Origin of the sequence: Pseudomonas sp. B26(2017) (assembly GCF_002113045.1) — a bacterium.
GTDB lineage: Bacteria > Pseudomonadota > Gammaproteobacteria > Pseudomonadales > Pseudomonadaceae > Aquipseudomonas.
Window position 1 is genome coordinate 41,431 of sequence record NZ_NEJJ01000001.1, and the last position, 21,327, is coordinate 62,757.

The 21,327-nt window shown below is 63.0% G+C and carries 18 protein-coding genes and 2 pseudogenes; 11 read left to right on the forward strand and 9 right to left on the reverse strand.

The genetic code is table 11. The features are described 5' to 3' along the window. From CAF79_RS00160 to CAF79_RS00170, 3 genes and pseudogenes are all read left to right on the forward strand, one after another. A pseudogene (locus tag CAF79_RS00160) lies at positions 1-210 on the forward strand (ABC transporter ATP-binding protein); the annotation flags it as partial. Further along, the gene (locus CAF79_RS00165; protein WP_085695887.1) at positions 207-1,169 is read left to right on the forward strand and encodes a HEAT repeat domain-containing protein; all 963 of its coding nucleotides are present in this window, start codon (positions 207-209) and stop codon (positions 1,167-1,169) included. The pseudogene CAF79_RS00160 and the gene CAF79_RS00165, both read left to right, overlap by 4 nt. Further along, positions 1,166-1,435: pseudogene (locus CAF79_RS00170) on the forward strand (DUF971 domain-containing protein); the annotation flags it as partial. The gene CAF79_RS00165 and the pseudogene CAF79_RS00170, both read left to right, overlap by 4 nt. A gap of 7 nt (positions 1,436-1,442) precedes the next feature. Here CAF79_RS00170 and CAF79_RS00175 read toward each other — a convergent pair. The 3 genes from CAF79_RS00175 to CAF79_RS00185 all read right to left on the reverse strand — a co-directional run bounded on the left by CAF79_RS00175 (position 1,443) and on the right by CAF79_RS00185 (position 5,904). Beyond that, a complete protein-coding gene (locus CAF79_RS00175; protein ID WP_085695889.1) occupies positions 1,443-3,101 on the reverse strand; it encodes a phosphoethanolamine transferase in 1,659 nt (552 codons plus the stop codon). 159 nt (positions 3,102-3,260) lie between these two features. Continuing rightward, a complete protein-coding gene (locus CAF79_RS00180; RefSeq protein WP_085695890.1) occupies positions 3,261-3,998 on the reverse strand; it encodes a TorF family putative porin in 738 nt (245 codons plus the stop codon). A 151-nt stretch (positions 3,999-4,149) separates the two neighbouring features. Further along, on the reverse strand, positions 4,150-5,904 hold the full coding sequence (locus CAF79_RS00185) for an amidohydrolase (RefSeq protein ID WP_085695891.1): 1,755 nt from the start codon (positions 5,902-5,904) through the stop codon (positions 4,150-4,152). 103 nt (positions 5,905-6,007) lie between these two features. Here CAF79_RS00185 and CAF79_RS00190 point away from each other — a divergent pair, with 103 nt between their 5' ends. The 8 genes from CAF79_RS00190 (at position 6,008) to CAF79_RS00225 (ending at position 14,877) form a co-directional block, all read left to right on the forward strand. Continuing rightward, positions 6,008-6,925, forward strand: coding sequence for a LysR family transcriptional regulator (locus tag CAF79_RS00190; protein WP_085695892.1), 918 nt, complete (start codon positions 6,008-6,010; stop codon positions 6,923-6,925). Positions 6,926-7,127: 202 nt separating this feature from the next. Beyond that, on the forward strand, positions 7,128-7,745 hold the full coding sequence (lexA, locus tag CAF79_RS00195; protein ID WP_085695893.1) for a transcriptional repressor LexA: 618 nt from the start codon (positions 7,128-7,130) through the stop codon (positions 7,743-7,745). After that, positions 7,745-8,362 carry a translesion DNA synthesis-associated protein ImuA gene (gene imuA / locus CAF79_RS00200; RefSeq protein ID WP_085695894.1) on the forward strand — a complete coding sequence of 206 codons (618 nt, stop codon included), beginning with the start codon at positions 7,745-7,747 and terminating at the stop codon, positions 8,360-8,362. Before lexA ends, imuA begins: the two co-directional genes overlap by 1 nt. Positions 8,363-8,369: 7 nt before the next feature. Beyond that, positions 8,370-9,785: a DNA polymerase Y family protein gene (locus CAF79_RS00205; protein WP_085695895.1), complete on the forward strand. Its 1,416-nt coding sequence runs from the start codon at positions 8,370-8,372 to the stop codon at positions 9,783-9,785. Then, a complete protein-coding gene (locus CAF79_RS00210) occupies positions 9,761-12,859 on the forward strand; it encodes an error-prone DNA polymerase (RefSeq protein WP_218191874.1) in 3,099 nt (1,032 codons plus the stop codon). The genes CAF79_RS00205 and CAF79_RS00210 overlap by 25 nt, the downstream gene beginning before the upstream one ends. Positions 12,860-13,142: 283 nt before the next feature. Next, positions 13,143-13,829: a CsgG/HfaB family protein gene (locus CAF79_RS00215; RefSeq protein ID WP_170929688.1), complete on the forward strand. Its 687-nt coding sequence runs from the start codon at positions 13,143-13,145 to the stop codon at positions 13,827-13,829. 29 nt (positions 13,830-13,858) lie between these two features. Then, positions 13,859-14,221 (forward strand): DUF4810 domain-containing protein, encoded by a 363-nt coding sequence (locus CAF79_RS00220; protein ID WP_085695897.1) that lies wholly within the window; start codon positions 13,859-13,861, stop codon positions 14,219-14,221. Then, the gene (locus CAF79_RS00225) at positions 14,218-14,877 is read left to right on the forward strand and encodes a DUF799 domain-containing protein (protein WP_085695898.1); all 660 of its coding nucleotides are present in this window, start codon (positions 14,218-14,220) and stop codon (positions 14,875-14,877) included. The genes CAF79_RS00220 and CAF79_RS00225 overlap by 4 nt, the downstream gene beginning before the upstream one ends. A gap of 187 nt (positions 14,878-15,064) precedes the next feature. Here CAF79_RS00225 and CAF79_RS00230 read toward each other — a convergent pair whose 3' ends face one another. From CAF79_RS00230 to CAF79_RS00255, 6 genes are all read right to left on the reverse strand, one after another. Then, a complete protein-coding gene (locus CAF79_RS00230; protein ID WP_085695899.1) occupies positions 15,065-15,724 on the reverse strand; it encodes a flavin reductase family protein in 660 nt (219 codons plus the stop codon). An 11-nt stretch (positions 15,725-15,735) separates the two neighbouring features. Next, positions 15,736-17,223, reverse strand: coding sequence for an amidohydrolase family protein (locus CAF79_RS00235; protein ID WP_085695900.1), 1,488 nt, complete (start codon positions 17,221-17,223; stop codon positions 15,736-15,738). Further along, on the reverse strand, positions 17,220-18,416 hold the full coding sequence (locus tag CAF79_RS00240; protein WP_085695901.1) for an amidohydrolase family protein: 1,197 nt from the start codon (positions 18,414-18,416) through the stop codon (positions 17,220-17,222). Before CAF79_RS00240 ends, CAF79_RS00235 begins: the two co-directional genes overlap by 4 nt. A 139-nt stretch (positions 18,417-18,555) precedes the next feature. Continuing rightward, a complete protein-coding gene (locus CAF79_RS00245) occupies positions 18,556-19,608 on the reverse strand; it encodes an extracellular solute-binding protein (protein WP_085695902.1) in 1,053 nt (350 codons plus the stop codon). Positions 19,609-19,623: 15 nt separating this feature from the next. Next, on the reverse strand, positions 19,624-20,412 hold the full coding sequence (locus CAF79_RS00250) for an ABC transporter permease (RefSeq protein ID WP_085695903.1): 789 nt from the start codon (positions 20,410-20,412) through the stop codon (positions 19,624-19,626). After that, positions 20,409-21,326 carry an ABC transporter permease gene (locus CAF79_RS00255; protein ID WP_085695904.1) on the reverse strand — a complete coding sequence of 306 codons (918 nt, stop codon included), beginning with the start codon at positions 21,324-21,326 and terminating at the stop codon, positions 20,409-20,411. Before CAF79_RS00255 ends, CAF79_RS00250 begins: the two co-directional genes overlap by 4 nt. Position 21,327 lies beyond the last annotated feature (1 nt).

Genomic DNA, 21,327 nt, shown 5'->3' on the forward strand with positions numbered 1-21,327 from the left:
GTGATGCAAACCCCGGATGGGCGGATCATCGAAGACCTGCGCCTGGATTTCCCCCGGCCACGCACCACTGCACTGGTGACCAGACATGCGTTCTCGCGCCTCAAGCGCCACTGCCTCGACCTGCTGCGCCACGACAACGACCGACCGCTGCCGCGCCTCAATCCGCTCGGCTTGCCTCCTGAAAACCCCTTGCCGAGATTTGCCCTATGACCTCATTTTTTGCGGTGACCGATAACAACGACATTCTCGCCCTGCAACCGCGCCTGACGGCCGATGACGCCGGGGTACGGCGGATTGCCCTGATCGACCTGGCCGACCTCGAAGAACCGGACGGTCTGCTCTGGCTGGTCGAGCGCCTGGCCGAAGACCCCGCCGAAGAAGTGCGTGCCGAAGCGGCGCGCCTGTTGGAGGCCTGGGAAGATGAGCCGGTGGTTGAAGCGCTGTGCCAGGCGCTGACGGATCCGTCGCCGGCGGTGCAGGCCGCTGCGGCGCAGAGCCTGAGCCTGCTCAAGACCGAAGCGGCGGGCCGGGTGATTCTGCCGTGGACCGCCCATGCCGAAACCGGCGTGCGGATTGCCGCGTTCCGGGCCTTGCGTGAGTTGCGTTTCCCCGGCGCTGCGTCGGCCGCGATTCAGGCGCTGAACGATGCCGATGCCAGTGTCCGCCGCGAAGCTGTCGGGGTGCTCGGCTGGCTCAAGCAGCTCGACGCACTGCCGGGCCTGGCCCGCTTGGCGAGTGATGACCCGGACACCGAAGTACGCCGCGCCGCTACCGGCGCGCTGGGCCTGGCGAGTGATGCCGAGGTGCTGCCCGCGTTGCGTCAGGCCTTGCAGGATCAGGCCTGGCAAGTACGCGAAGAAGCCGCAACCACCCTTGGCAAGGTCGGCCATACAGATGCGGGCCCGGCGCTGATCGAAGCCCTGGATGACGATTACTGGCAGGTTCGTCTGCGCGCGACCCGCAGCCTCGGCCGTTTGCGCTATGTGCCGGCACTCGACGCCCTGATCGACACCCTCGGCCATCGCATCAGCAACCTGCGCAAGGAAGCCGCGCTGGCCCTCGGCGAATTGAATGATCGCGGGGCGGTGGCGGCATTGCAGGCCGCGCAGGACGACGGCGACCCGGAAGTGCGCAAAGCCGTGCGGATTGCCTTGAGTCAGCTGCAATGAATCCGCTGTCGGTCGGCAATTCCCAACGTGAGCACCGGTTACGGCTGAGCTGGCCGGATGGCCGCGAGCAGCTGCTGGATCATGCCGAACTGCGCCGCCAATGCCCGTGCTCGCAATGCCGGGCGTTTCGCCAGCGGGGCTCACCGCCAATGATTGACCCGCGTGTGCGGGTCATCGAATTGAACGCTCAGGGGTACGGTCTGCAACTGGTGTTCAGCGACGGCCATCAGCGCGGGATTTACCCGTGGGCCTATCTGGCGCAGCTGGAGGGGATCACTGTCCCGCCGTCATTGCCGGCCGACAGCCATGGAAAATATCCAGCCCAGGCTGATACAGAGACGTCCTGACCTCGAACAACCCCAGCACCGAGTGAAACAGATTGTCATGGCTCAGATCCGGCTGGCTGCTTTTGCCTTGCAGGCAGCCACGGTCGATGCCGAGTTGCGCCAGGGTGTTGTTGCCGAACCACATCACCATCGGCACATGGGTCTGCGCTTCCGGCGCCAGCGCATAAGGCGCGGCGTGCAGGTACAGACCGTTCTCGCCCAGCGATTCGCCATGGTCGGAGACGTACAGCATCGACGTATCGAGGTGATCCTGATTGCGTTTGAGCAGTTCGATTACCTTGGCCAGGAAATGGTCGGTGTAGAGGATCGTGTTGTCGTAGACGTTGACCAGTTCGTCACGGCTGCAACTGCCCAGCTGGTTGGTGTGGCAGATCGGTTTGAAGCGCTCCATGTCCTTGGGGTAGCGCTCGTAGTATTCCGGGCCGTGGCTGCCGTCGGCGTGCAGGACGATGATCGCGTTGCCCTTGAGGCTGTCGATGTAGCCTTGCAGGTCGGCCAGCAGTGCTTCGTCGAGGCAGTTGTTGCCGTCGCAGAACGGTCCCGGCTGGTTCTTCGCGATGTCGCGGTTCGGCACGCGCAGGCAGGTGCCCTTGCAGTCGCTGTTGTTGTCCAGCCACAGCACCTGCACGCCGGCCCGTTGCAGGATGTCGAGCAGGCCTTCGTAGGTTTTGCCTTTCTTGTCGCTGTAGTCCTCGCGCGGGAACATCGAGAACATGCACGGCACCGACACCGCCGTCGAAGTGCCGCAGGAATGCACCTGGGTGAAATTGAGGATGTCGAGTTTGCTCAGCTGCGGATTGGTCTCGCGCTCGTAACCGTTAAGCGAGAAATGGTCGGCCCGGGCGGTTTCGCCCACTACGAACACCATCAGCGATTTCTTCTCGCGACTGGCTGCCTTGGCGCTCATTACCGCGTCTTCGCCGATGGCCTGCACCACGAAATGCTTTTTGATCCCCAGCCGTTGCTTGGTGTATTTGCTGATCGCGTAGATGTAGTTGGTCGGGTTGATGAAGTGGGTGAGCTTGTCTTCCTCGCGAAAGATCGGCGCGTAGGTCGAATAGAACGCGCCCACCGAAGCGCCGATCACCAACACGCAAGCCGCGATCACCAGCACCTTGTTCAGCAAGCCCCGAAAGAACGGTCGATAAACCACCGGCCAGCGCCAGATCAGCACGGCCGGCAACACGCCGAGCAACAGCACGTAAGCCAGCAGTTTGCCGCTGAACAGCGCGGTGGCTTCCTCGGGATTGGTTTCGAACACGTTCTGGATCATCACCGTGTCGATGGTGATCCCGTATTCGTTCATGAAATACGCCGCGCAGGCCGAGAGCAGGGCCACCAGCGTCAGCGCCGGTTTCAGCGTCCAGCGAAACGACACCAGGGTCAGCAGCAGCGTGATCGCCGCCCAGAGAAACAGCCCGAAGGACGCGAAAAACGCCAGTTTCTGTGCACCTTGCAGGGTAATCAGTGTTCCCAGCGCCTTCCAGGTCGCCAGGTTGTACAGCGCCACCAAGGCCAGCGAAAACAGCAGCACCAGCCGGGTCGGAGTGATGGACGGTAAACGCAGTCCTTTGCCCAAAGCCATTTCGATACTTTCCTCTACGTCAGTCGGAACCGATGCGGTTACGCGCGTAACTGTAGAAGGGCGTTGGTAAAAATTCCGTAAACATCCAGTAACAAAATCACGCTGAGTGCAAAAAATGTGGGGCCAGCAATCTGGCCCCCACCAGAGTTTTGCGCTCGGTCAGAAAGATTTGCTGACGCTGGCGACGACCGTCGCCGTGCACACGTCCTTGAAGCCCCAACTGCTCAGGCACTGGCTCTGCGAGAGATCGGTGTCGATGTAGCTCAGACCCAGCACCACGCCGGCCAGGTTGTGGGTCAGTTTGACTTCCCACTCCCGGTAGGACTCATCGCTGTGTCCGGACGCCGAATACATATGCGGGTCCTTGAAGTCCATGTTGCCGTAGCGCAGTTTCAGCCCGGAATCGAACGGCAATCCGGTTTCATAGCCGATGTAGCTGTAGAGCGAGCTCTGTTTGCTGTCGATGCCCGGCGCGTCACTGGAGTAATACGCCGCGAGTTTCACGCCGTAAGCGCTGAGAATCGAGTACACCTCGCTCTGGTTGAACTGGCTCTCCTTGGGGTACGCGTATTTGATGTAGCCCAGATCCAGACTCACGGCTTCGGTCGCCTGCCACAGCCAGCCGGCGTAGTAGTCGACTTCCTGACGGGTTTTCAGGCCACCGCCGAAATCGACGTTCGAGCTCCACGCGCCCAGGTACAGGCCGCTGCTGTGGGCCAGGGTCAGACCGGCCTGCACGGTGGGATCGTTCTGGGTCTGGGAGATGCCGCGGGTGCGGTAATCACTGGCCAGGGTCAGGTCGACCAGCACCGCAAAATCGTCGTTCAGGGCAATTGCGTGGCTGCTCAGGGGCAGCAGGCTCAAGGAAGTGAGGGCGAACAGGGGCAAGGCTTTCATGTGAAGTCCCGTTGTTGTGGTTGTTATGGGGCAGAAAGAGAAAACTTGTGGGAGCGAGCTTGCTCGCGATAGCGGTGTATCAGTCGCCATCATTTTTAATGGTCATACCGCTATCGCGAGCAAGCTCGCTCCCACAGGGGAACAGTTGTTGTCATTGGGCGGCGGTATAGACCTGACGGCCGGCGAACCAGGTTTGCAGGACCTGGGTGCCATGCAGGGCTTTGTCATCGACGCTGAACACATCGCGATCAAGCACGATGAAATCGGCCTGTTTGCCGGGGCTCAGCGAGCCGATCTGTTGTTCCAGGCCGATGGTCCGCGCGGCGTTGGCGGTGTAGGCGTAGAACATGGTTTCGCGATCCAGGCGTTCGTCGGCGTTGAGCACGCCCAGCGGCCCGGTGCGGGTGATGGCCTGGGCCATGGCGTTCCACGGGTTTGGCGAGGACACCGGCCAGTCGCTGGCGCCGGCAATCGTCGCGCCCTGCTTGAGCAGCGAATGTGCCGGGTATTGATAGCGGAAGGCGAGGGCGCTGACGTAAGGCTTGATCATGTCGGTGGTGTAGTCGTCGGCGCTGGCCCAGAGCAGTTGCATCGAGGCGATCACGTTCAGCGGCTTGAAGCGGGCGAACTCCTTCGGGTTGACCATTTGCAGGTGGGTGATCGAGTGCGTCACGCCGCTCTGCCGGTCCTTGCGCGCCTGGGCGATGCCGTTCAGTGATTCGCGCACGGCACGGTCGCCGATGGCGTGGATGTGCACCAGCCAGCCGCGCTGGTCGATGGCGCTGACCAGTTCGCCGAAGTGCTGCGGATCGATCAGCAGTTCGCCCTGTTTGTGCGAGTTGCTGTAGGGATCGATCATCGCCGCGCTCTGGGCCGGGTATTCGATCACACCGTCAGCGAAGATCTTGATTCCCGGCAGCGTCAGGTTGGGGATGCCCTGGAACTGCCGACGAACCTTGTCGAGGGTGTCGAGATCGGCCGGGACGCTTTTCGAGTTGGCCACCAGCAGCGCGGCGACGTGGGCGGTCATGCCGCCGCTTTCCGACAGGGCTTTGTAGGCCGGCAATACGCCGACGGTTTTTTCGGTGGGCTTGAGGGCGAACACCGGCTCGCCCGGCGCGGCGTTGGCGGCCGGGTCCATCCACGCGGTGATGCCGAGGCTGTTGTTGAAACGCACCGCCGATTGCGCAGCCTTGAGCAGGTCGGCCGGGCTCGGCGCCGGTATTTTCGAGGCGACGCGATCCCAGCCGGCATCGACCACAAAACCGTTCGGCTCACCGCTGGGCAGTTTGCCGATGGTGTCTTTTTCCGCCTCCGGCAGGGTTTTCAGCAGCGCGGCGTCGATCCCCGCACGCTTGAGCATCACGTTGTTGGCCCATGCGGTGTGGTGATCGCTGCCGGTGAACACCACCGGCACGTCGGCCCATTCGCCATGGTTGAAGAGGTTGCCCAGCGCTTCAGCCCTGGCCCAGTACGCCGAACTCATGCCGGCCACACTCAATACGTCGCCATGCCGGGCCTTGCCGTCGTCACGCCAGTCGCGCAGGCGTTTTTCCAGTTCATCCAGACCGACCACTTCGTCTTCCATGTTGGCCGAGACCATTTCCAGTCCGCCGAAAATCGCGTGGGAGTGGCTGTCGATCAGGCCGGGCATCAGCGTCTGGCCTTTCAGGTCGATCACTTGGGTGCCGGGTTCGATCAAGGCCTTGATCTGCGCATCGCTGCCGACTTTCAACACCTTGCCGTTCTCCACGGCCAGCGCCTGAGCCTTCGGTTGAGCGCGGTCTGCGGTGAAAATCTTGCCATTGAGCAGCACCAGATCGGTCGCGGCAATGGCTTCCATCGAGGCAAAACTCACCGCGGCGATCAGCACGTTTTTTGCGAAATGCGGGATGAATCTTTTCATTGAACATTTCCGTGTTATTGCGTCTGATGGCCAGATTAGTGGCTGCCAACGCCCGACAGAACGCCTCCCTCACGAAAAACGTTTTTGCCTGAATGGAAAAAGCATGGACAAGCTGGGTGCACTGAAAATGTTTGTGGTCACCGCGCAGCTCGGCAGTTTCAGCCGCGCTGCCGAGCAACTGGGCAAGACTCCGTCGGCCCTGACCAAAGCGGTCAATCATCTGGAATCCGAGCTCGGCGCGCGGCTGTTCGAGCGCAGCACGCGGCGGATACTGCTGACTGAAATCGGTCGGCTCTATCTGGAAACCGCACGCCTGGTGCTGCAACGGCTGGACGAGGCCAGCGAGGAAATCGAGCAGTTGCAGCACGGCCTGCGCGGCAGCCTGAAAATCACTGCGCCGCTGGCTTACGGGCGGGCGTTTCTCGATCAGGTGTGCGACGGCTTTTTGCAGCAATACCCGCAGATCAGCCTGCAAGTGGATTTGTGCGATGAATTCGTCAATCTGCTGGAAAGCGGCTACGACCTGGCGCTGCGCGAAGGGCACGATGATTTGCCGGGGCTGATTGCCCGGGTGGTCGGCAGCAATCGGCTGGCGCTGTGTGGCAGCCCTGAATACCTGGCGCGCAAGGGTTTGCCGGTCACACCGCAGACCCTCGATCAGCATGAGTGGCTGCTGTATCGGCATCCGTTGCTCAGCCGCGAATTCTGGTGGGCCGAGCGCGACGGTCAGCGCCTGAGCCTGGCGCAGCCGGCGGCACCGTTGTTGCGCAGTGACAATTACGATTTGCTGCTGGCCAGCGCTCTCGCCGGACGCGGTTTGTTGCATACGCCGCTGTGGAGCGCCGCGCCGTATATCGCCGACGGGCGACTGGTGCGGGTCATGGCCGATTACGAGATCGACCCGGACAGTTTTGGCCCGCACATTCTGGCGGTGTACCCGAGCCATCGGCGGGCGACGGCCAAGGTTATGGCGTTTATCGACTACATCGCAGGGTTTCTCGCCAAACGCGGTTTGAGCTGACAGAGAGATCGTTCCCACGTCGAGGCGCCGAACCGTCCGCTTTGATCGTTCCCACGCTCTGCGTGGGAATGCCTCTAGGGACGCTCTGCGTCCAGTGACGCGGAGCGTCACGGGCTGCATTCCCACGCAGAGCGTGGGAACGATCATCAGTAGGTTTGAGCTGACTGGCGGTGCTTGTCAGGAAATTCCCACAAGAGTACAAATGTACTCCATGACAAATCTGACTCCCCGCCGTACCGCCATCCTGACCTTTATCCGCGAACGCATCGCCGAACACGGTCAGCCCCCAAGCCTCGCTGAAATCAGCGAGGCTTTTGGTTTTGCCTCCCGCAGCGTGGCGCGCAAGCATGTGCTGGCGCTTACCGAAGCCGGGTTTATCGAGGTCAATCCGCATCAGGCCCGGGGCATTCGCCTGCTCGGGCAGCCGGCGCGGCCGGAACTGCTCGAAGTCCCGGTACTCGGCCGGGTCGCTGCCGGTGCCCCCATCGGCGCCGATGCCGACCTGCACAATCGGCTGATGCTCGACCCCGCACTGTTCTCCCGCACGCCCGACTACATGCTGCGGGTGCAGGGCGATTCGATGATCGAGGACGGCATTCTCGACGGCGATCTGGTCGGCGTACGCCGCAACCCCGAGGCGCTCAACGGCCAGATCGTGGTGGCGCGACTCGACGGTGAAGTCACCATCAAACGCTTCGAGCGGATCGGCGATGAGGTTCGCCTGTTGCCGCGCAACCCGGCGTACCAGCCGATTGTGGTGCGGGCCGATCAGGATCTGGCCATCGAAGGGGTGTTCTGCGGTCTGGTGAGGCAAGGCTGATGGGTGCCGTCGTTGCGCTGGATACGCTGTTCAATGGCGGCCAGGTCTGGAAGGGCCGGCCTGCGCCACCCACCGCCAGCCCGCAACCCACCGGGCACGCGGCGCTGGATGCGGCCTTGCCCAGTGGCGGCTGGCCGGAAGCGGCGCTGAGCGAAATCCTCCTGGCCGGGCCCGGCGTTGGCGAACTGCAACTGGTGTGGCCGACGTTGGCGCGGCTGTCGGCAGCGGGCGAACGCATCGTGCTGGTGGCGCCGCCGTTCGTACCATACCCGCAGGCGTGGGCCAATGCCGGGGTCGATCTGCGCCAGTTGTCGGTGATCCAGGCCAGTGAACGCGATGCCTTGTGGGCGGCGGAACAATGTCTGCGCTCGGGCAGTTGCGGCGCGGTGCTGTGCTGGCCGCACAAGGCCGATGACCGTGCCTTGCGCCGTTTGCAGGTGGCGGCGGAAACCGGCCAGACCCTGGCGTTCGCGTGGCGCCCCTTGAGCGAAGCGGTCAACCCGTCGCCGGCCGCGCTGCGCATTGCCATCGATGCCCGCCCGGCGCAATTGCGCGTGCTCAAGTGCCGGGGCGGTCTGGCGCGCAGCGCACCGATCGCCTTCGCCGTGGGGCATTGAGGTCGCCATGCGCTGGGTTTGCATTCTGTTCCCGCAATTGGCCCTCGACGCCGTGCTGCGTCAGCGCCCCGATCCCGAACAACCCCTGGCGCTGCTCAGCGGCCCGGCCCAGCGCCGGGTGCTGCAAGCGGTCAACCCGGCGGCGCGGGCGCTGGGCTTGCGTCCGGGGCAGTCGATGACCGCCGCGCAGGCCATGAGCAAAGGATTCGCCACTGTCGATTACGATTCGGCCGAGGTCGAGCACTGGCAGCAGTTTCTCGCCGCCTGGGCCTATCGTTTCAGCGCCCAGGTCAGCGTGCATTACCCGCGCACCGTGGTATTCGAGATCGAATCGAGCCTGGGGCTGTTCGGTTCCTGGGCGCAGTTCGAAGCACGGTTGCGCACGGAGCTGTCCGAGCTGGGCTTTCGTCACCGGATCGTCGCCGCGCCCAACCCGGTAGCGGCGCGAATACTGGCCAACGCCTACGACGGATTGGTGGTGCCCGACGGTGAAGCCTTGCGCCACCACCTCGGGCAATTGCCGGTCGACCGTATCGGGCTGGAACCGAGCGTGGCCACGGCGCTGTCGCGCATGGGCCTGCGCAACCTTCATCAGGTGCAGAACCTGCCGCGTCAGGCCCTGGCCCGGCGTTTCGAGGCGCCGATGCTCAAGCATCTGGACACGCTGTTCGGCGCACGGCCGCTGGCGCTGGCTTTCTATCTGCCGCCGGACCGTTTCGACGTGCGGATCGAACTCAATTTCGACGTGCAATCCCATCAGGCGCTGCTGTTTCCATTGCGCCGCCTGACGTCCGATCTGGCGGCGTTTTTGTGCGGGCGCGACAGCGGCGTGCAGCGCTTCGATCTGCATCTGGAACATGCGGGGCTTCCGGATACGCTGATCAAGGTCGGCCTGCTCAGCGCCGAGCGCGATCCGGCGATGCTCTTTGAACTGGCCCGTGGCCGACTGGAGCAGGTGCAGGTCGAAGCCCCGGTGCGCGGCTTTCGTCTGCGCGCCGAGGATCTGCCGAGTTTCGTGCCGCAGTTTCAGGAACTGTTCGACGACCGCCCGCAGCAGACCTTGCCGTGGGAGCAACTGCGCGAACGCCTGCGCGCGCGGCTGGGGGATGAGGCGGTCCAGGGCCTGCGCTTTCAGGCCGATCACCGCCCGGAGTGCGCGTGGCAGAACGCCGACGACAAACAGCGTTGCCCTGCATTGCCGGGGGGGCAGCGTCCGGGCTGGTTGTTGGGTGAGCCGCAGTCCGTGCCCGAAGGTTCGGCGCGCATTCTCATGGGCCCGGAACGGATCGAGTCCGGCTGGTGGGACGGTGATGACGTGCGCCGTGATTATTACCTGATCCAGAACCGCGCCGGCCAGCAAGGCTGGGCGTACCGGACAGTGGGTGAGGGCGGCCCGTTGTGGCTGCAAGGCTGGTTCGCGTGAATCAGGGTTATGCCGAGCTGCACTGCCTGTCGAACTTCAGTTTCCAGCGCGGTGCGTCCAGTGCGCTGGAGCTGTTTCAACGTGCAAAAAAACACGGCTATCAGGCGCTGGCGATCACTGATGAGTGCACGCTGGCCGGAATTGTCCGTGCCTGGCAGGCAGCGAAGTCGGTTGAGTTGCCGCTGATCATCGGCAGCGAAATCCGCATCGAGAACGGCCCGAAACTGGTGGTGCTGGTCGAGAACATCGAGGGTTATCAGGCGCTGTGCGGCTTGATCACTCAGGCCCGAAGGCGCATGCAGAAAGGCCAGTATCAAGTGCTGCGCGAGGACTTCAGCGAGTCATTGCCGGGATTGCGGGTGCTGTGGGTGCCGGATACGGTCGATGACGTGGAAGAGGGCCGCTGGCTGAAGCAGACCTTCGGTGAACGGCTGTGGCTGGCCGTGCAGTTGCATCGCGGGCAGAACGATCAGCAACGGCTGGCCGCACTGCTGAGTCTGGCGGATGAATTGCAGATTCCAGCGGTGGCCAGTGGCGATGTGCACATGCACGCCCGTGGCCGGCGGGCCTTGCAGGACACCATGACTGCGATCCGCCACCACGTCCCGGTGGCCGAGGCCGGGTTGCGTCTGCATCCCAACGGCGAGCGGCATTTGCGCAGCCTCGATGTGTTGCGCGAGTTGTATCCGCAGACCTTGCTGGACGAATCGGTGAAACTGGCCCGGCGCTGCACGTTCGATTTGAGCCAATTGCGTTATCAGTATCCGAAAGAGCTGGTGCCCGATGGACACTCGGGTCGTTCCTGGCTGCGACAGTTGACTAAACAGGGCATCGCCTGGCGCTGGGAAAACGGCGCGCCCTTCAAGGTCCTGAGGCAGATCAACAAGGAACTGAAGCTGATCGCCGAACTCGGCTACGAAAGCTACTTCCTCACCGTGCACGATGTGGTGCGCTTCGCCCGGAAGCAGAAAATCCTTTGCCAGGGCCGGGGGTCGGCGGCCAACTCGGCGGTGTGTTTTGCCTTGGGCATCACCGAGATCGATCCGGATCGCACCACGCTGCTGTTCGAGCGTTTCATGTCGAGAGAGCGCAACGAGCCGCCGGACATCGACGTGGATTTCGAGCACGAACGCCGGGAAGAAGTCCTGCAATACGTGTTTCGTCGTTATGGTCGCCGTCGTGCGGCGCTGACGGCGGTGGTCAGCACTTACCACGCCAGCGGCGCGATCCGCGATGTGGCCAAGGCGCTGGGCTTGCCGCCGGACCAGATCAATGCGCTGGCCGACTGCTGCGGCCACTGGAGCGATGAAACACCGCCCGTGGAACGCTTGCGCGAAGGCGGTTTCGACCCCGAAAGTCCGCTGCTGCACCGGGTGCTGAGCCTGACCGGGCAACTGATCGGCTTCCCCCGACACCTGTCGCAGCACCCCGGTGGTTTCGTGATTTCCGAGCAACCGCTGGACACGCTGGTGCCGGTGGAAAACGCCGCCATGGCCGACCGCACGATCATTCAGTGGGACAAGGACGACCTCGATGCGGTCGGGCTGCTCAAGGTGGATATCCTCGCCCTTGGCATGCTCAGTGCGATTCGTCGCTGTTTCGATCTGCTGCGCCGTCATCGTCATAAGGATCTGAGCCTGGCGACCATCCCGGCTGACGACCGCCCGACCTACGACATGATCAGCCGCGCCGACACCATCGGCGTGTTCCAGATCGAGTCCCGGGCGCAGATGTCGATGCTGCCACGTCTGCGCCCGCAAACTTTCTACGATCTGGTGATCGAAGTGGCCATTGTCCGGCCGGGGCCGATCCAGGGCGGGATGGTCCATCCGTATCTGCGTCGCCGGAACGAGGAAGAAGAGGAGACCTATCCGTCACCGGAGCTGGAAGTGGTGCTCAAACGCACCCTCGGCGTGCCGCTGTTTCAGGAACAGGTGATGCAGATCGCGATTGTCGCCGCCGATTACAGCCCCGGCGAGGCCGACCAGTTGCGCCGCTCCATGGCGGCGTGGAAACGCCACGGCGGGCTGGAACCGCACAAGGAACGGCTGGCCGCCGGCATGAAGAAAAACGGCTACAGCCCGGAATTCGCCGCGCAGATCTTCGAACAGATCAAGGGCTTCGGCAGTTACGGCTTTCCCGAGTCCCACGCCGCCAGTTTTGCCTTGCTGACCTATGCCAGCTGCTGGCTCAAGTGCCACGAACCGGCGGCGTTCGCCTGTGCGCTGATCAACAGCTGGCCGATGGGTTTCTACAGCCCGGATCAGATTCTTCAGGACGCGCGCCGGCATCATTTGCAGATCCGCCCGGTGGACGTGCGCGCCAGTGACTGGGATTGCAGTCTGGAGCCGATTGCCGGTGAGCAACCGGCGATTCGCATGGGTTTGCGCATGATCAAGGGCTTTCGCGAGGAAGATGCCCGGAACATTGAAAGCGCTCGGGCGAGGGGCGCGTTTGTCGATGTCGCCGATCTGGGCGAGCGCGCCGGGCTCGACAGTCGCGCTCAGGCGCTGCTGGCGGATGCCGGCGCGCTGCGCGGCCTGGCCGGTCATCGCCATCGGGCACGATGGGAAGTGGCCGGGGTGCAGAAACAGCTTGGACTGTTTGCCGGATTGCCGAGTCAGGAGGAGCCGGATGTGCTGCTGCCGACGCCGAGTGTCAGCGAAGACCTGTTCACCGATTACGCCACCCTCGGCACCACGCTGGGGCCGCACCCGTTGACGTTGTTGCGCGACGAGTTGCGGGCGCGGCGCTGCCGCAGCTCCCGGGAGTTGCTGGAGGTCGAGCATGGCCGGCCGGTCAGCGTGGCGGGGCTGGTGACCTGTCGCCAGAGGCCGGGCACCGCCAGTGGCGTGACGTTCGTGACCCTGGAGGACGAGTTCGGCAACGTCAACGTGGTGGTCTGGCGCGATCTGGCCGAGCGCCAGCGTCAGGTGCTGGTGGGCTCGCAATTGCTCAAGGTCGATGGCCGCTGGGAACGGGAAGGCGAGGTGCGGCATCTGATCGCCGGACGCTTGAGCGACCTCAGTCCGTTGCTCAACGGGATTCGGGTGCAAAGCCGCGATTTCCACTGACGGCAACTGGTTGATTAGTGATCGTTCCCACGCTCCGCGTGGGAATGCCGCCATGGACGCTCCGCGTCCACTGTGACGCAGAGCGTCACGGTATGCATTCCCACGCGGAGCGTGGGAACGCTCGGTCGCTGACGGCAGCTGATCGCTTCAAAAGCCAATTTGCTGACGTCAAAAAAACCTGTCCTCACTGATGGCACTTTGGCATAACGCCGCCCCTTTCCCGATCCCCCACGACTTCGCCGTGCCGGGACACATCGATTTTCAGAAGGAATGCAAAGTGAGAATGATCTCCCGGATGTTGGTCTCGGGCATTGCGATTGCCGTCCTCGGCACCCTGGCCGGCTCGCTCGCCGGTTGCGCCACCGAAAGCTCCCGCGCACTGCCGGTGGCCAAGGTGGAAAGCGCCGCCCAGGCCTGGTCCGGCGTGCGTATCCCGATGGCCGTGGGCAAGTTCGACAACCGTTCGAGCTACATGCGCGGAATCTTCTCCGACGGCGTCGACCGTCTCGGCGGCCAGGCCAAGACCATCCTGATCACCCACTTGCAGCAGACCAACCGTTTCTCCGTGCTCGACCGCGACAACATGGGCGAAATCCAGCAGGAGGCGGCGATCAAGGGCCAGGCCCAGCGTCTGAAAGGCGCCGATTACGTCGTGACCGGTGACGTCACCGAGTTCGGTCGCAAAGAGACCGGCGATCATCAACTGTTCGGCATTCTCGGCCGTGGCAAGACCCAGGTTGCCTACGCCAAGGTCAACCTGAACATCGTCAACATCAGCACCTCCGAAGTGGTGTATTCGACCCAGGGCGCCGGCGAATACGCCTTGTCCAACCGCGAAATCATCGGCTTCGGCGGCACCGCTGCCTACGACTCCACCCTCAACGGCAAAGTCCTCGATCTGGCCATGCGCGAGGCGATCAATCGCCTGGTCGATGGCATGAACGCCGGCACCTGGAAACCGGGCAACTGATAGACGCCCATCGCAAGGAGCAACACACCATGAATCTGTCCCTGTCCCGGTCGCTGATGGCCCTGGCTGCCGGCGCGCTGCTGGCTGGTTGCAGCAGCCCGCAAACCCTGTACCAGTGGGAAGGCTACCAGCCACAAGTCTACGAATACTTCAAAAGCGAAACGCCGAAAGAGGCCCAGGCCGAAGCGCTGGAAGCCGATCTGCAAAAGATCCGCGCCAGTGGCAAGCCGGTACCGCCGGGTTACCACGCACACCTTGGTCTGCTGTACCTGAGCATGGGCAAGGACGATCAGATGGTGCAGCAATTGCGCACCGAGAAGACCCTGTTCCCCGAGTCCGGCACGTACATGGACTTTCTGCTCAAGAATGCCAAGACCGGAGATGCGCAATGATCTCGCGTGCCTTGAAAGGGCTGGCCGCAGGCCTGGCGCTGACCGTTCTGGGTGGCTGCGTTGCACCTAAAACCGTGGACTACTCGGCGTACAAGCAAGCGCGGCCGAAATCCATTCTGGTGCTGCCGCCGCTGAATACCTCGCCGGACGTCAAGGCGTCCTACAGCCTGTTGTCGCAAGTGACTTTTCCGCTGGCCGAGGCCGGTTACTACGTGCTGCCGATCACGTTGGTCGACGAGACGTTCCGCCAGAACGGCCTGACTACGCCGGATGACATCCATGCGGCACCGGCCAACAAGCTGCAGGAAATCTTCGGTGCCGACGCGGCGCTGTACATCACCGTCAGCGAGTACGGCACGCGTTACATGGTGATCAGCAGCGAAACTGCCGTCACCGCGAGCGCCAAGCTGGTGGACCTGAAAACCGGCGTCACCCTGTGGACCGGTGCGGCCCGGGCGTCGAGCGAAGAGGGCGGCAACAACAGCGGTGGCGGCCTGATCGGCGCGCTGATCACCGCAGCGGTGAAGCAGATCATCAACAGCTCCACCGATGCCGGCTACCCGATTGCCGGTGTGGCCAGCAATCGACTGCTGTCGGCCGGACATCCGGCGGGCCTGCTGTACGGGCCACGGTCGCCGAAGTACGGCACTGATTGATCAACCTGTTTCGCACTGATCGTTCCCACGCTCTGCGGCTGCTCGGGATCGTTCCCACGCTCTGCGTGGGAATGCCGCCATGGACGCTCCGCGTCCACTGTGACGCAGAGCGTCACGGTATGCATTCCCACGCGGACGGTTCGACGCCTCGACGTGGGAACGATCAGCACCTCGGTGGGCCGCTGTTTTATCTGGCAGGCCAAAACCGCTCGCCACCTCCCGGCGCTTCCGTCCACGCTTGCAACGAGCGGGTCGGCAAATCGAAGTAATCCCGGGTCCGCGCATAACCATGGCCGCCCATGCGTCCGATCGCATCCAGCCCCAATTGATCGATGTACAGGGTTTTCGGGTCGATCAACTCGTCGCGCACATGCGCCATCAACACCTCGCCAAAAATGATCTCCCGCGACTGGCCGATGTTCAGCGCCATCATCCGCCGACATTCCAGCGCCACCGGTGCTTCGCCGATTCGCGGGCATTTGACCGAGGTGCCGGGAATTGCCGTCAGGCCCGCTGCGGTCAACTCATCGAAACCCGGCGCGAACGGCACGGCACAGACGTTCATGGCTTCCACCAATGCGTCGCTGACGATGTTGACGGTGAATTCCTGATTCATCTGGATATTGCGCGTGGTGTCCTTTGGGCTCTGGTCGCCATAGTTCTCCACGCCGAGCGCGAGTATGGGCGGATCCGCCGACAGCGCATTGAAGAAGCTGAACGGCGCCGCATTGACCCGGCCTTCGCCGTCGATGGTGGTGACCAGTGCGATCGGGCGCGGCACCACGCTGCCGATCAGAATCTTGTACTTTTCCCGTGGGCTCAGTTGGCTGAAATCGAAGCTGTGCATGGCAGTGTTCTCTAAAGAAGTGGATCGATGGCGCTCAACGGCGCTTCGGCGCTGTAGTCGTCGGCGAACGGAATGGCCGGCTGGAACAGGGTTTTCCAGTCCGGTCGGCCAAAGGCCCGGTCGCTGTGGCTGCGCATCAGTTTTTCGTATTGGCGTTGGGCCTGACGTTGCAGCGTGGGGTAGTCGACGCCGTTGACCTGACCGTCGTGCATCACGCAGCGACCGTCGATGAAACTGGCGATGCAGTCGTCGCCGCGTCCGGCCAGCAGCAGGTTTTTCAGTGGATCGAATAACGGGCCCAGGTGCAGTCCGCGCAGGTTGAACACGGTGATATCCGCCTTGGCGCCGGGTGCCAGGCGACCGAGGTCATCACGGCCCAAGGCCTTGGCACCGCCGAGGGTGGCGGCGTTGTACAGATCGAGGCAGCTGGTCAGCGTGGGCCCGCCCTCCATCAACCGGGCGATGTTCAGTCCGTGGCGCATGTTTGCCAGCAAATCCGCTGGCCAGGTGTCGGTGCCAAGGGCAAAGTTGATGCCCTTGGCGCGATAGCGGCCGAACGAGTTCAGTGCCTCGCCGTCACGGGCGAACACCAGCGGGCAGTGCACCAGACTCGCGCCGCCGTCGATGACCCGTTGCAGATCGTCATCGCCCGAGGTGTAGATGCCGTGGGGTAACAGACTGCGCGGAGTGAGCAGGTCGAGTTGCTGCAACCAGCCCAGCGGCGTGGTGCCGCGCAACTGTTCGACCATCGCCACTTCGCCAGGCGCCTGACAACAATGCAGACGCATCGGTGCATTCAGCTCGCGGCTCAATGCAGACGTACGTTGCAGCAGTGCCGGGGTGCAGGTCTGGATGCGATCCGGCAGCAACGTACCGCGAATCAACCCCGCATGCGCACCATCGAAATCCTTGAAGAACCGTTCGGCCGCGTCCAGCCCGGCCAGCCCCCGAGCCTCATCCCAGTGGTGGGCGAGGCTGCCGTCGGCACGCCAGTAACTCATGCCGCTCATGTAGCAGGGGCCGAGGTACGTGCGCAGCCCCAGTTCGCCCGCCACGTCGGCGACAGCGGCAAACTCGTCGTAGGTCTCCGCCCATTCGCGGTAGTACATCGAGGTGATTGGCATCGCCGTGGTGATGCCGTTGCGGATCAACTGCGTAAAGGCGTAGCGGTACTTGAAGACTTCTTCTTCCGGGCTGAACGACTCACGCGGGCCGCTCGCCAGGTACTCCGCCGACCACATGCGGCCCATGGCGCGTTCGTCGCCGTTGTCCAGGGTCAGCACCGTGGAATCGAGATCGCCGAGGGCATCGAGGTCAATGAACCCGGGCCCGATCAGCGCATTGCCGTAATCGATCCACTGATCTACCGGCTCTTGATAACCGCGCCCGACAAATTCGATGCGCGAGCCGGCGAACACCACTTCGCCGTCACGCCACAGCACATGCTGCGTGCCGTCGAAACCGACCACGCAAGCGGCCTTGAGGCCGATCCGTTTCACAGAGGGCTGCCCAGCAAGCGACCGCCGCTGGCGATCAGTTCGCCGCCGCGATACACCTGACGCACTGGCCGCGCGACGACAGCCTCGCCGAGGGTTTCGACCGGCATCAGCAGAAAGTCCGCAGGCTTGCCGATGGCGAAGCCGTAACCCTCGATCCCCAATGCGCGCGCTCCGTTCACCGTTGCCGCGTCGAATGCCGCCGCCAGTTCATCGTCCTTGCCCAGGTCGAAACGGAACGCCAGCAACATCGCTCGTTCGAGCATGTCGCCATTGCCCATCGGCGACCACGCATCGCGGATGCCGTCGGAGCCGAGGCACACGTTGACACCGGTTTCACGCAGCGCCAGAAACGGCGGCACCGCGCAATCGGCCGGCGCCGAACTCATCAGCGAAATCCCCAGCGCCGCGAGGCGTTCGGCAACGGGTTTGACCTGGCTCCAAGGCAACATGCCCAGGCAATAGGCATGGCTGATCATCACCCGGTTCTGCAGGTTGAAGCGCTCGGTGTAATCGGCGATCCGGGCGATCTGCCACAGACCCAGTTCGCCTTTGTCGTGCAGGTGAATGTCGACGCCACGCTGAAAGTCGCGGGCCAGGTTGAACACGAAGTCCAGTTGTGCAATCGGGTCGTTGTCGATGCCGCAGGGGTCGAGTCCGCCGACGTTTTCCACGCCCAGGGCCATGGCTTCGCGCATCAGTTCGGCGGTGCCGGGGCGGCTGATCAGGCCGGTTTGCGGGAAGACCACCAGTTGCAGGTCGATCAGGTCGTTGTAGGTTTCGCGCAGTTGTTGCATGGCCTCGACGTGACGCAGGCCGAATTCCGGGTCGATGTCGACGTGGCAACGCATCGTCAGCGAACCCCGGGCGATGCAGTTTTCCAACAGCGCACCGGCCCGTTCGGCAATCGGCGCTTTCACTTCGCGCAACACGCGGCGTTCGTTGCTGATGTAATCCTTGAGCGTCGGGCCCGCGCTGTTCGGGCGCCAGGGCTGGCCATACAGGGTCTTGTCGAGGTGGACGTGGCTTTCCACCAGCGGGGCGGTCAGGAGCTGGTTCTGGCCGTCGATGTCGGTGGCAGCCAATGGAGCATTGGAGGCCGGGCGGCGCTGGGTGAACTTGCCGTTTTCGATCAGCAGGTCTTCGGCGGGGGCGCCGTAGGGGCGGATGTTTCTGAGCCAGCGGGGATGGGACATTGCATACCTCTGTTTCTATGTTGTCTGGGCGGGCCTCATCGCTGGCAAGCCAGCTCCCACATTGGAACTGTGAGCGCCACCGATCCTTGTGGGAGCGAGCTTGCTCGCGATGGCCGCAACTGGGTCTTGAGTCAGGCGATCAGCCTTTGAGCTTCGACCAGATCCGATCCTGCAGCTCCCGCGCCTTGTTGCTGCATTCCTTCTCCGGCCGCAGCCGCGAGGCGTATTCCTCGGGCATGTTGATCGCGTCCATGACCTTCCATTTCGCATCCAGCAACTGATCGCTCTGAATCCCGTTGGCATAGGCAATCGCGTTGGACACGGCCGCCGCGTTCTCGGGCTTCATCATCCAGTCGATAAAGATCTTCGCGTTGCCCGGATGCGGCGCGCTTTTCGGTACGGCGAAGTTGTCCTGGAACATCGCCAGGCCTTCTTTCGGGTACACGTATTTGATCGTGCTCTTTTGCAAGGTGGCGCGGGCGGTCGAGCCGTTCCAGTTCTGCATCATGATCACTTCGCCCGAGGCCATGCGGTCGACGGTGTTGTCGGAGCTGTACATCTTCAAAAACGGTTTCTGCTTTTGCAGCAGTTCGAGGATGCGCTTGGCGTCCTGCGGGTTTTCCGTGCATTCGTCGACGTTCAGGTAATGGCTGGCGGCATTGATCACGCTGCTGGAGGTGTCGAGGGCGGCGAGTTGGCCTTGCAGTTCCTTGCGCGGTTCGAAGAACTCTTTCCACGAGTCGTCGAGCTTGCCGCCCGGCACCCGGGCGCTGTCATAGGAGAAACCGGTGGTGCCCCACAGATACGGCGCCGAATATTTGCGGCCCGGATCGAAGCTCGGATCGCGGAACGGCCCTTTGACGTACTGGAAGTTGTTCAGGGTCGGAGCGTCGATTTCCAGCAGCAGATCCTGTTTGATCAGCGTCTGCATGATCGACTGCGACGGCACGATCACGTCATACGCCGCGCCGCCGGCCTGCAACTTGGCGAGCAGGGTTTCGTTGCTGTCGTAGCCGTCCATGGTGACTTTGATCCCGGTCTCCTTTTCGAACTTGGCCAGCAGGTCCACCGGGTAGTAATCGGTCCAGTTGTAGAAGAACAACTCCTTGGGCTCGGCGGCGTGGGCGCTGAACGCGGTGAAACAACTCAGGGCCAGACCGGATACTGCCAGACGCATGTTTTTCAATTTCATGAGAGCGCTCCAGGTTTATTGTTGTTTGCCACGTTGGCCAAGCCAGAAGGCCAGCACTACGAGCACGATGGAAATCACCAGCATCAGGGTCGAGATCGCGTTGATCTCCGGCGTTACGCCGGCCTTGATCGCCGAGAAGATGTACACCGGCAAGGTGGTTGAACCGGGCCCGGCGACGAAGAAGGTCATGATGAAATCGTCGAGGCTGACCACGAATGCCAGCACCGAACCGGACAACACCGCCGGCCACAGCAGTGGCAGGGTCACGCGGCGGAACACCTGCCACGGATTGGCGTACAGGTCGTTGGCGGCTTCCAGCAGGCTCTTGTCCAGATCGTTGAGCCGTGCGCGGATCGGCAGGTAGGCGAACGGAATGCAGAAGCCGATGTGCGCGACGATCACTGTCATCAGCCCGAGCTTGATCCCCAGTGCCATGAACAGCAGCAGGGTGGCCACGGCAGTGACGATCTCCGGCAGGATCAGCGGCAGGTTGATCCCGCCCTCGACCATTTTCTGCCCGTAGAACGGCCGATAAGTCGCCAGCGCCGCCAGCAGTGCAATCGCCGTCGCGCACACCGTGGCGATGGTCGCGACGATGATCGAATTCAGCGCCGCGGTCTGGATCGACGGGTTGGCCAGGATCCGCCCGTACCAGGCGAACGAGAACTCGGTCCACACCGTTGCCGAGCGGTTGGCGTTGAAGCTGTAGACGATCAACACCAGGATCGGCACGTACAGATAGGCGAGGATCAGCAGGCTGATTTCCCGGGTCGCCGGGAGTTTTTTCAGGTGCAGAGAAATCATGCTTTCGCTCCCCGGTTCAGGGTTTTCGCCGCGCTGCGGCTGTAGAGGGCGTAGAGCACCAGGGACAACAGCAGAATCCCCAGCAGCAGGAACGACAGCGAACTGCCCAGCGGCCAGTTGCGCGCGGTGCCGAATTGCTGCTGGATCAGGTTGCCGATCATCAGGGTCTTGCCCCCGCCGAGAATCGCCGGGGTGATGAAGGCGCCGAGGCTCGGCACGAACACCAGCAACGCGCCGGCAATCACGCCGGGCATCGACAGCGGCAGGATGATCCGGCGCAGTGCGTGCCAGCGGTTGGCGCCCAGGTCATAAGCGGCTTCCACCAGACGCCAGTCGAGTTTTTCCAGGGTCGAGTAGATCGGCAGGATCATGAACGGCAGGAAGCTGTAGACCAGACCGACGCTGACCGCGAAGTCGTTGTAGAGCAGGGTGATGCCGCCGGCATTCGGGAACAGCGCGTTAAGGCTCTGGGCGACCCAGCCCTGTTCGCGCAGGATGATCAGCCACGCGTAGTTGCGGATCAGCAGGTTGGTCCAGAACGGAATGGTGATGAGCAACACCATCAGGTTGCGTCGGCGCGGGGTCAGGCTCGACATCCACAACGCCACCGGAAACCCGAACAAAAAGCACAACACAGTGGTGCCGCCGGCCTGGAACACCGAGCGCAACAGTGCCTGGGCGTAGACCCAGTTCAGCTCCAGTTCGCCGTCGAAACCTTCCTGGAAAAACAGCTGCACGTAACTCTGCAACTGCCATTGCGCCTGCCAGTCGACGCCGCCGTAGGTGTTGCGCGGCAGCAGGCTGATGTAACCCATGATCCCCAGCGGAATGGCGATCAGGGCGAGCAGGGTCAACACCACCGGGCTGAGCAACAGCGCGCGGTTGAGGGAGGGGGAAGTGCTGCTGACGCTCATC

What these genes read in the sequence shown, in the direction of transcription:
- CAF79_RS00175 (WP_085695889.1), bottom strand. Translation starts at nt 3,101, where the DNA reads ATGGCTTTGGGCAAAGGACTGCGTTTACCGTCCATCACTCCGACCCGG.
- CAF79_RS00190 (WP_085695892.1), top strand. Translation starts at nt 6,008, where the DNA reads ATGGACAAGCTGGGTGCACTGAAAATGTTTGTGGTCACCGCGCAGCTC.
- CAF79_RS00165 (WP_085695887.1), top strand. Translation starts at nt 207, where the DNA reads ATGACCTCATTTTTTGCGGTGACCGATAACAACGACATTCTCGCCCTG.
- CAF79_RS00180 (WP_085695890.1), bottom strand. Translation starts at nt 3,998, where the DNA reads ATGAAAGCCTTGCCCCTGTTCGCCCTCACTTCCTTGAGCCTGCTGCCC.
- CAF79_RS00215 (WP_170929688.1), top strand. Translation starts at nt 13,143, where the DNA reads ATGATCTCCCGGATGTTGGTCTCGGGCATTGCGATTGCCGTCCTCGGC.
- CAF79_RS00220 (WP_085695897.1), top strand. Translation starts at nt 13,859, where the DNA reads ATGAATCTGTCCCTGTCCCGGTCGCTGATGGCCCTGGCTGCCGGCGCG.
- imuA (WP_085695894.1), top strand. Translation starts at nt 7,745, where the DNA reads ATGGGTGCCGTCGTTGCGCTGGATACGCTGTTCAATGGCGGCCAGGTC.
- CAF79_RS00240 (WP_085695901.1), bottom strand. Translation starts at nt 18,416, where the DNA reads ATGTCCCATCCCCGCTGGCTCAGAAACATCCGCCCCTACGGCGCCCCC.
- CAF79_RS00185 (WP_085695891.1), bottom strand. Translation starts at nt 5,904, where the DNA reads ATGAAAAGATTCATCCCGCATTTCGCAAAAAACGTGCTGATCGCCGCG.
- CAF79_RS00230 (WP_085695899.1), bottom strand. Translation starts at nt 15,724, where the DNA reads ATGCACAGCTTCGATTTCAGCCAACTGAGCCCACGGGAAAAGTACAAG.
- CAF79_RS00205 (WP_085695895.1), top strand. Translation starts at nt 8,370, where the DNA reads ATGCGCTGGGTTTGCATTCTGTTCCCGCAATTGGCCCTCGACGCCGTG.
- CAF79_RS00255 (WP_085695904.1), bottom strand. Translation starts at nt 21,326, where the DNA reads ATGAGCGTCAGCAGCACTTCCCCCTCCCTCAACCGCGCGCTGTTGCTC.
- CAF79_RS00250 (WP_085695903.1), bottom strand. Translation starts at nt 20,412, where the DNA reads ATGATTTCTCTGCACCTGAAAAAACTCCCGGCGACCCGGGAAATCAGC.
- CAF79_RS00245 (WP_085695902.1), bottom strand. Translation starts at nt 19,608, where the DNA reads ATGAAATTGAAAAACATGCGTCTGGCAGTATCCGGTCTGGCCCTGAGT.
- lexA (WP_085695893.1), top strand. Translation starts at nt 7,128, where the DNA reads ATGTACTCCATGACAAATCTGACTCCCCGCCGTACCGCCATCCTGACC.
- CAF79_RS00225 (WP_085695898.1), top strand. Translation starts at nt 14,218, where the DNA reads ATGATCTCGCGTGCCTTGAAAGGGCTGGCCGCAGGCCTGGCGCTGACC.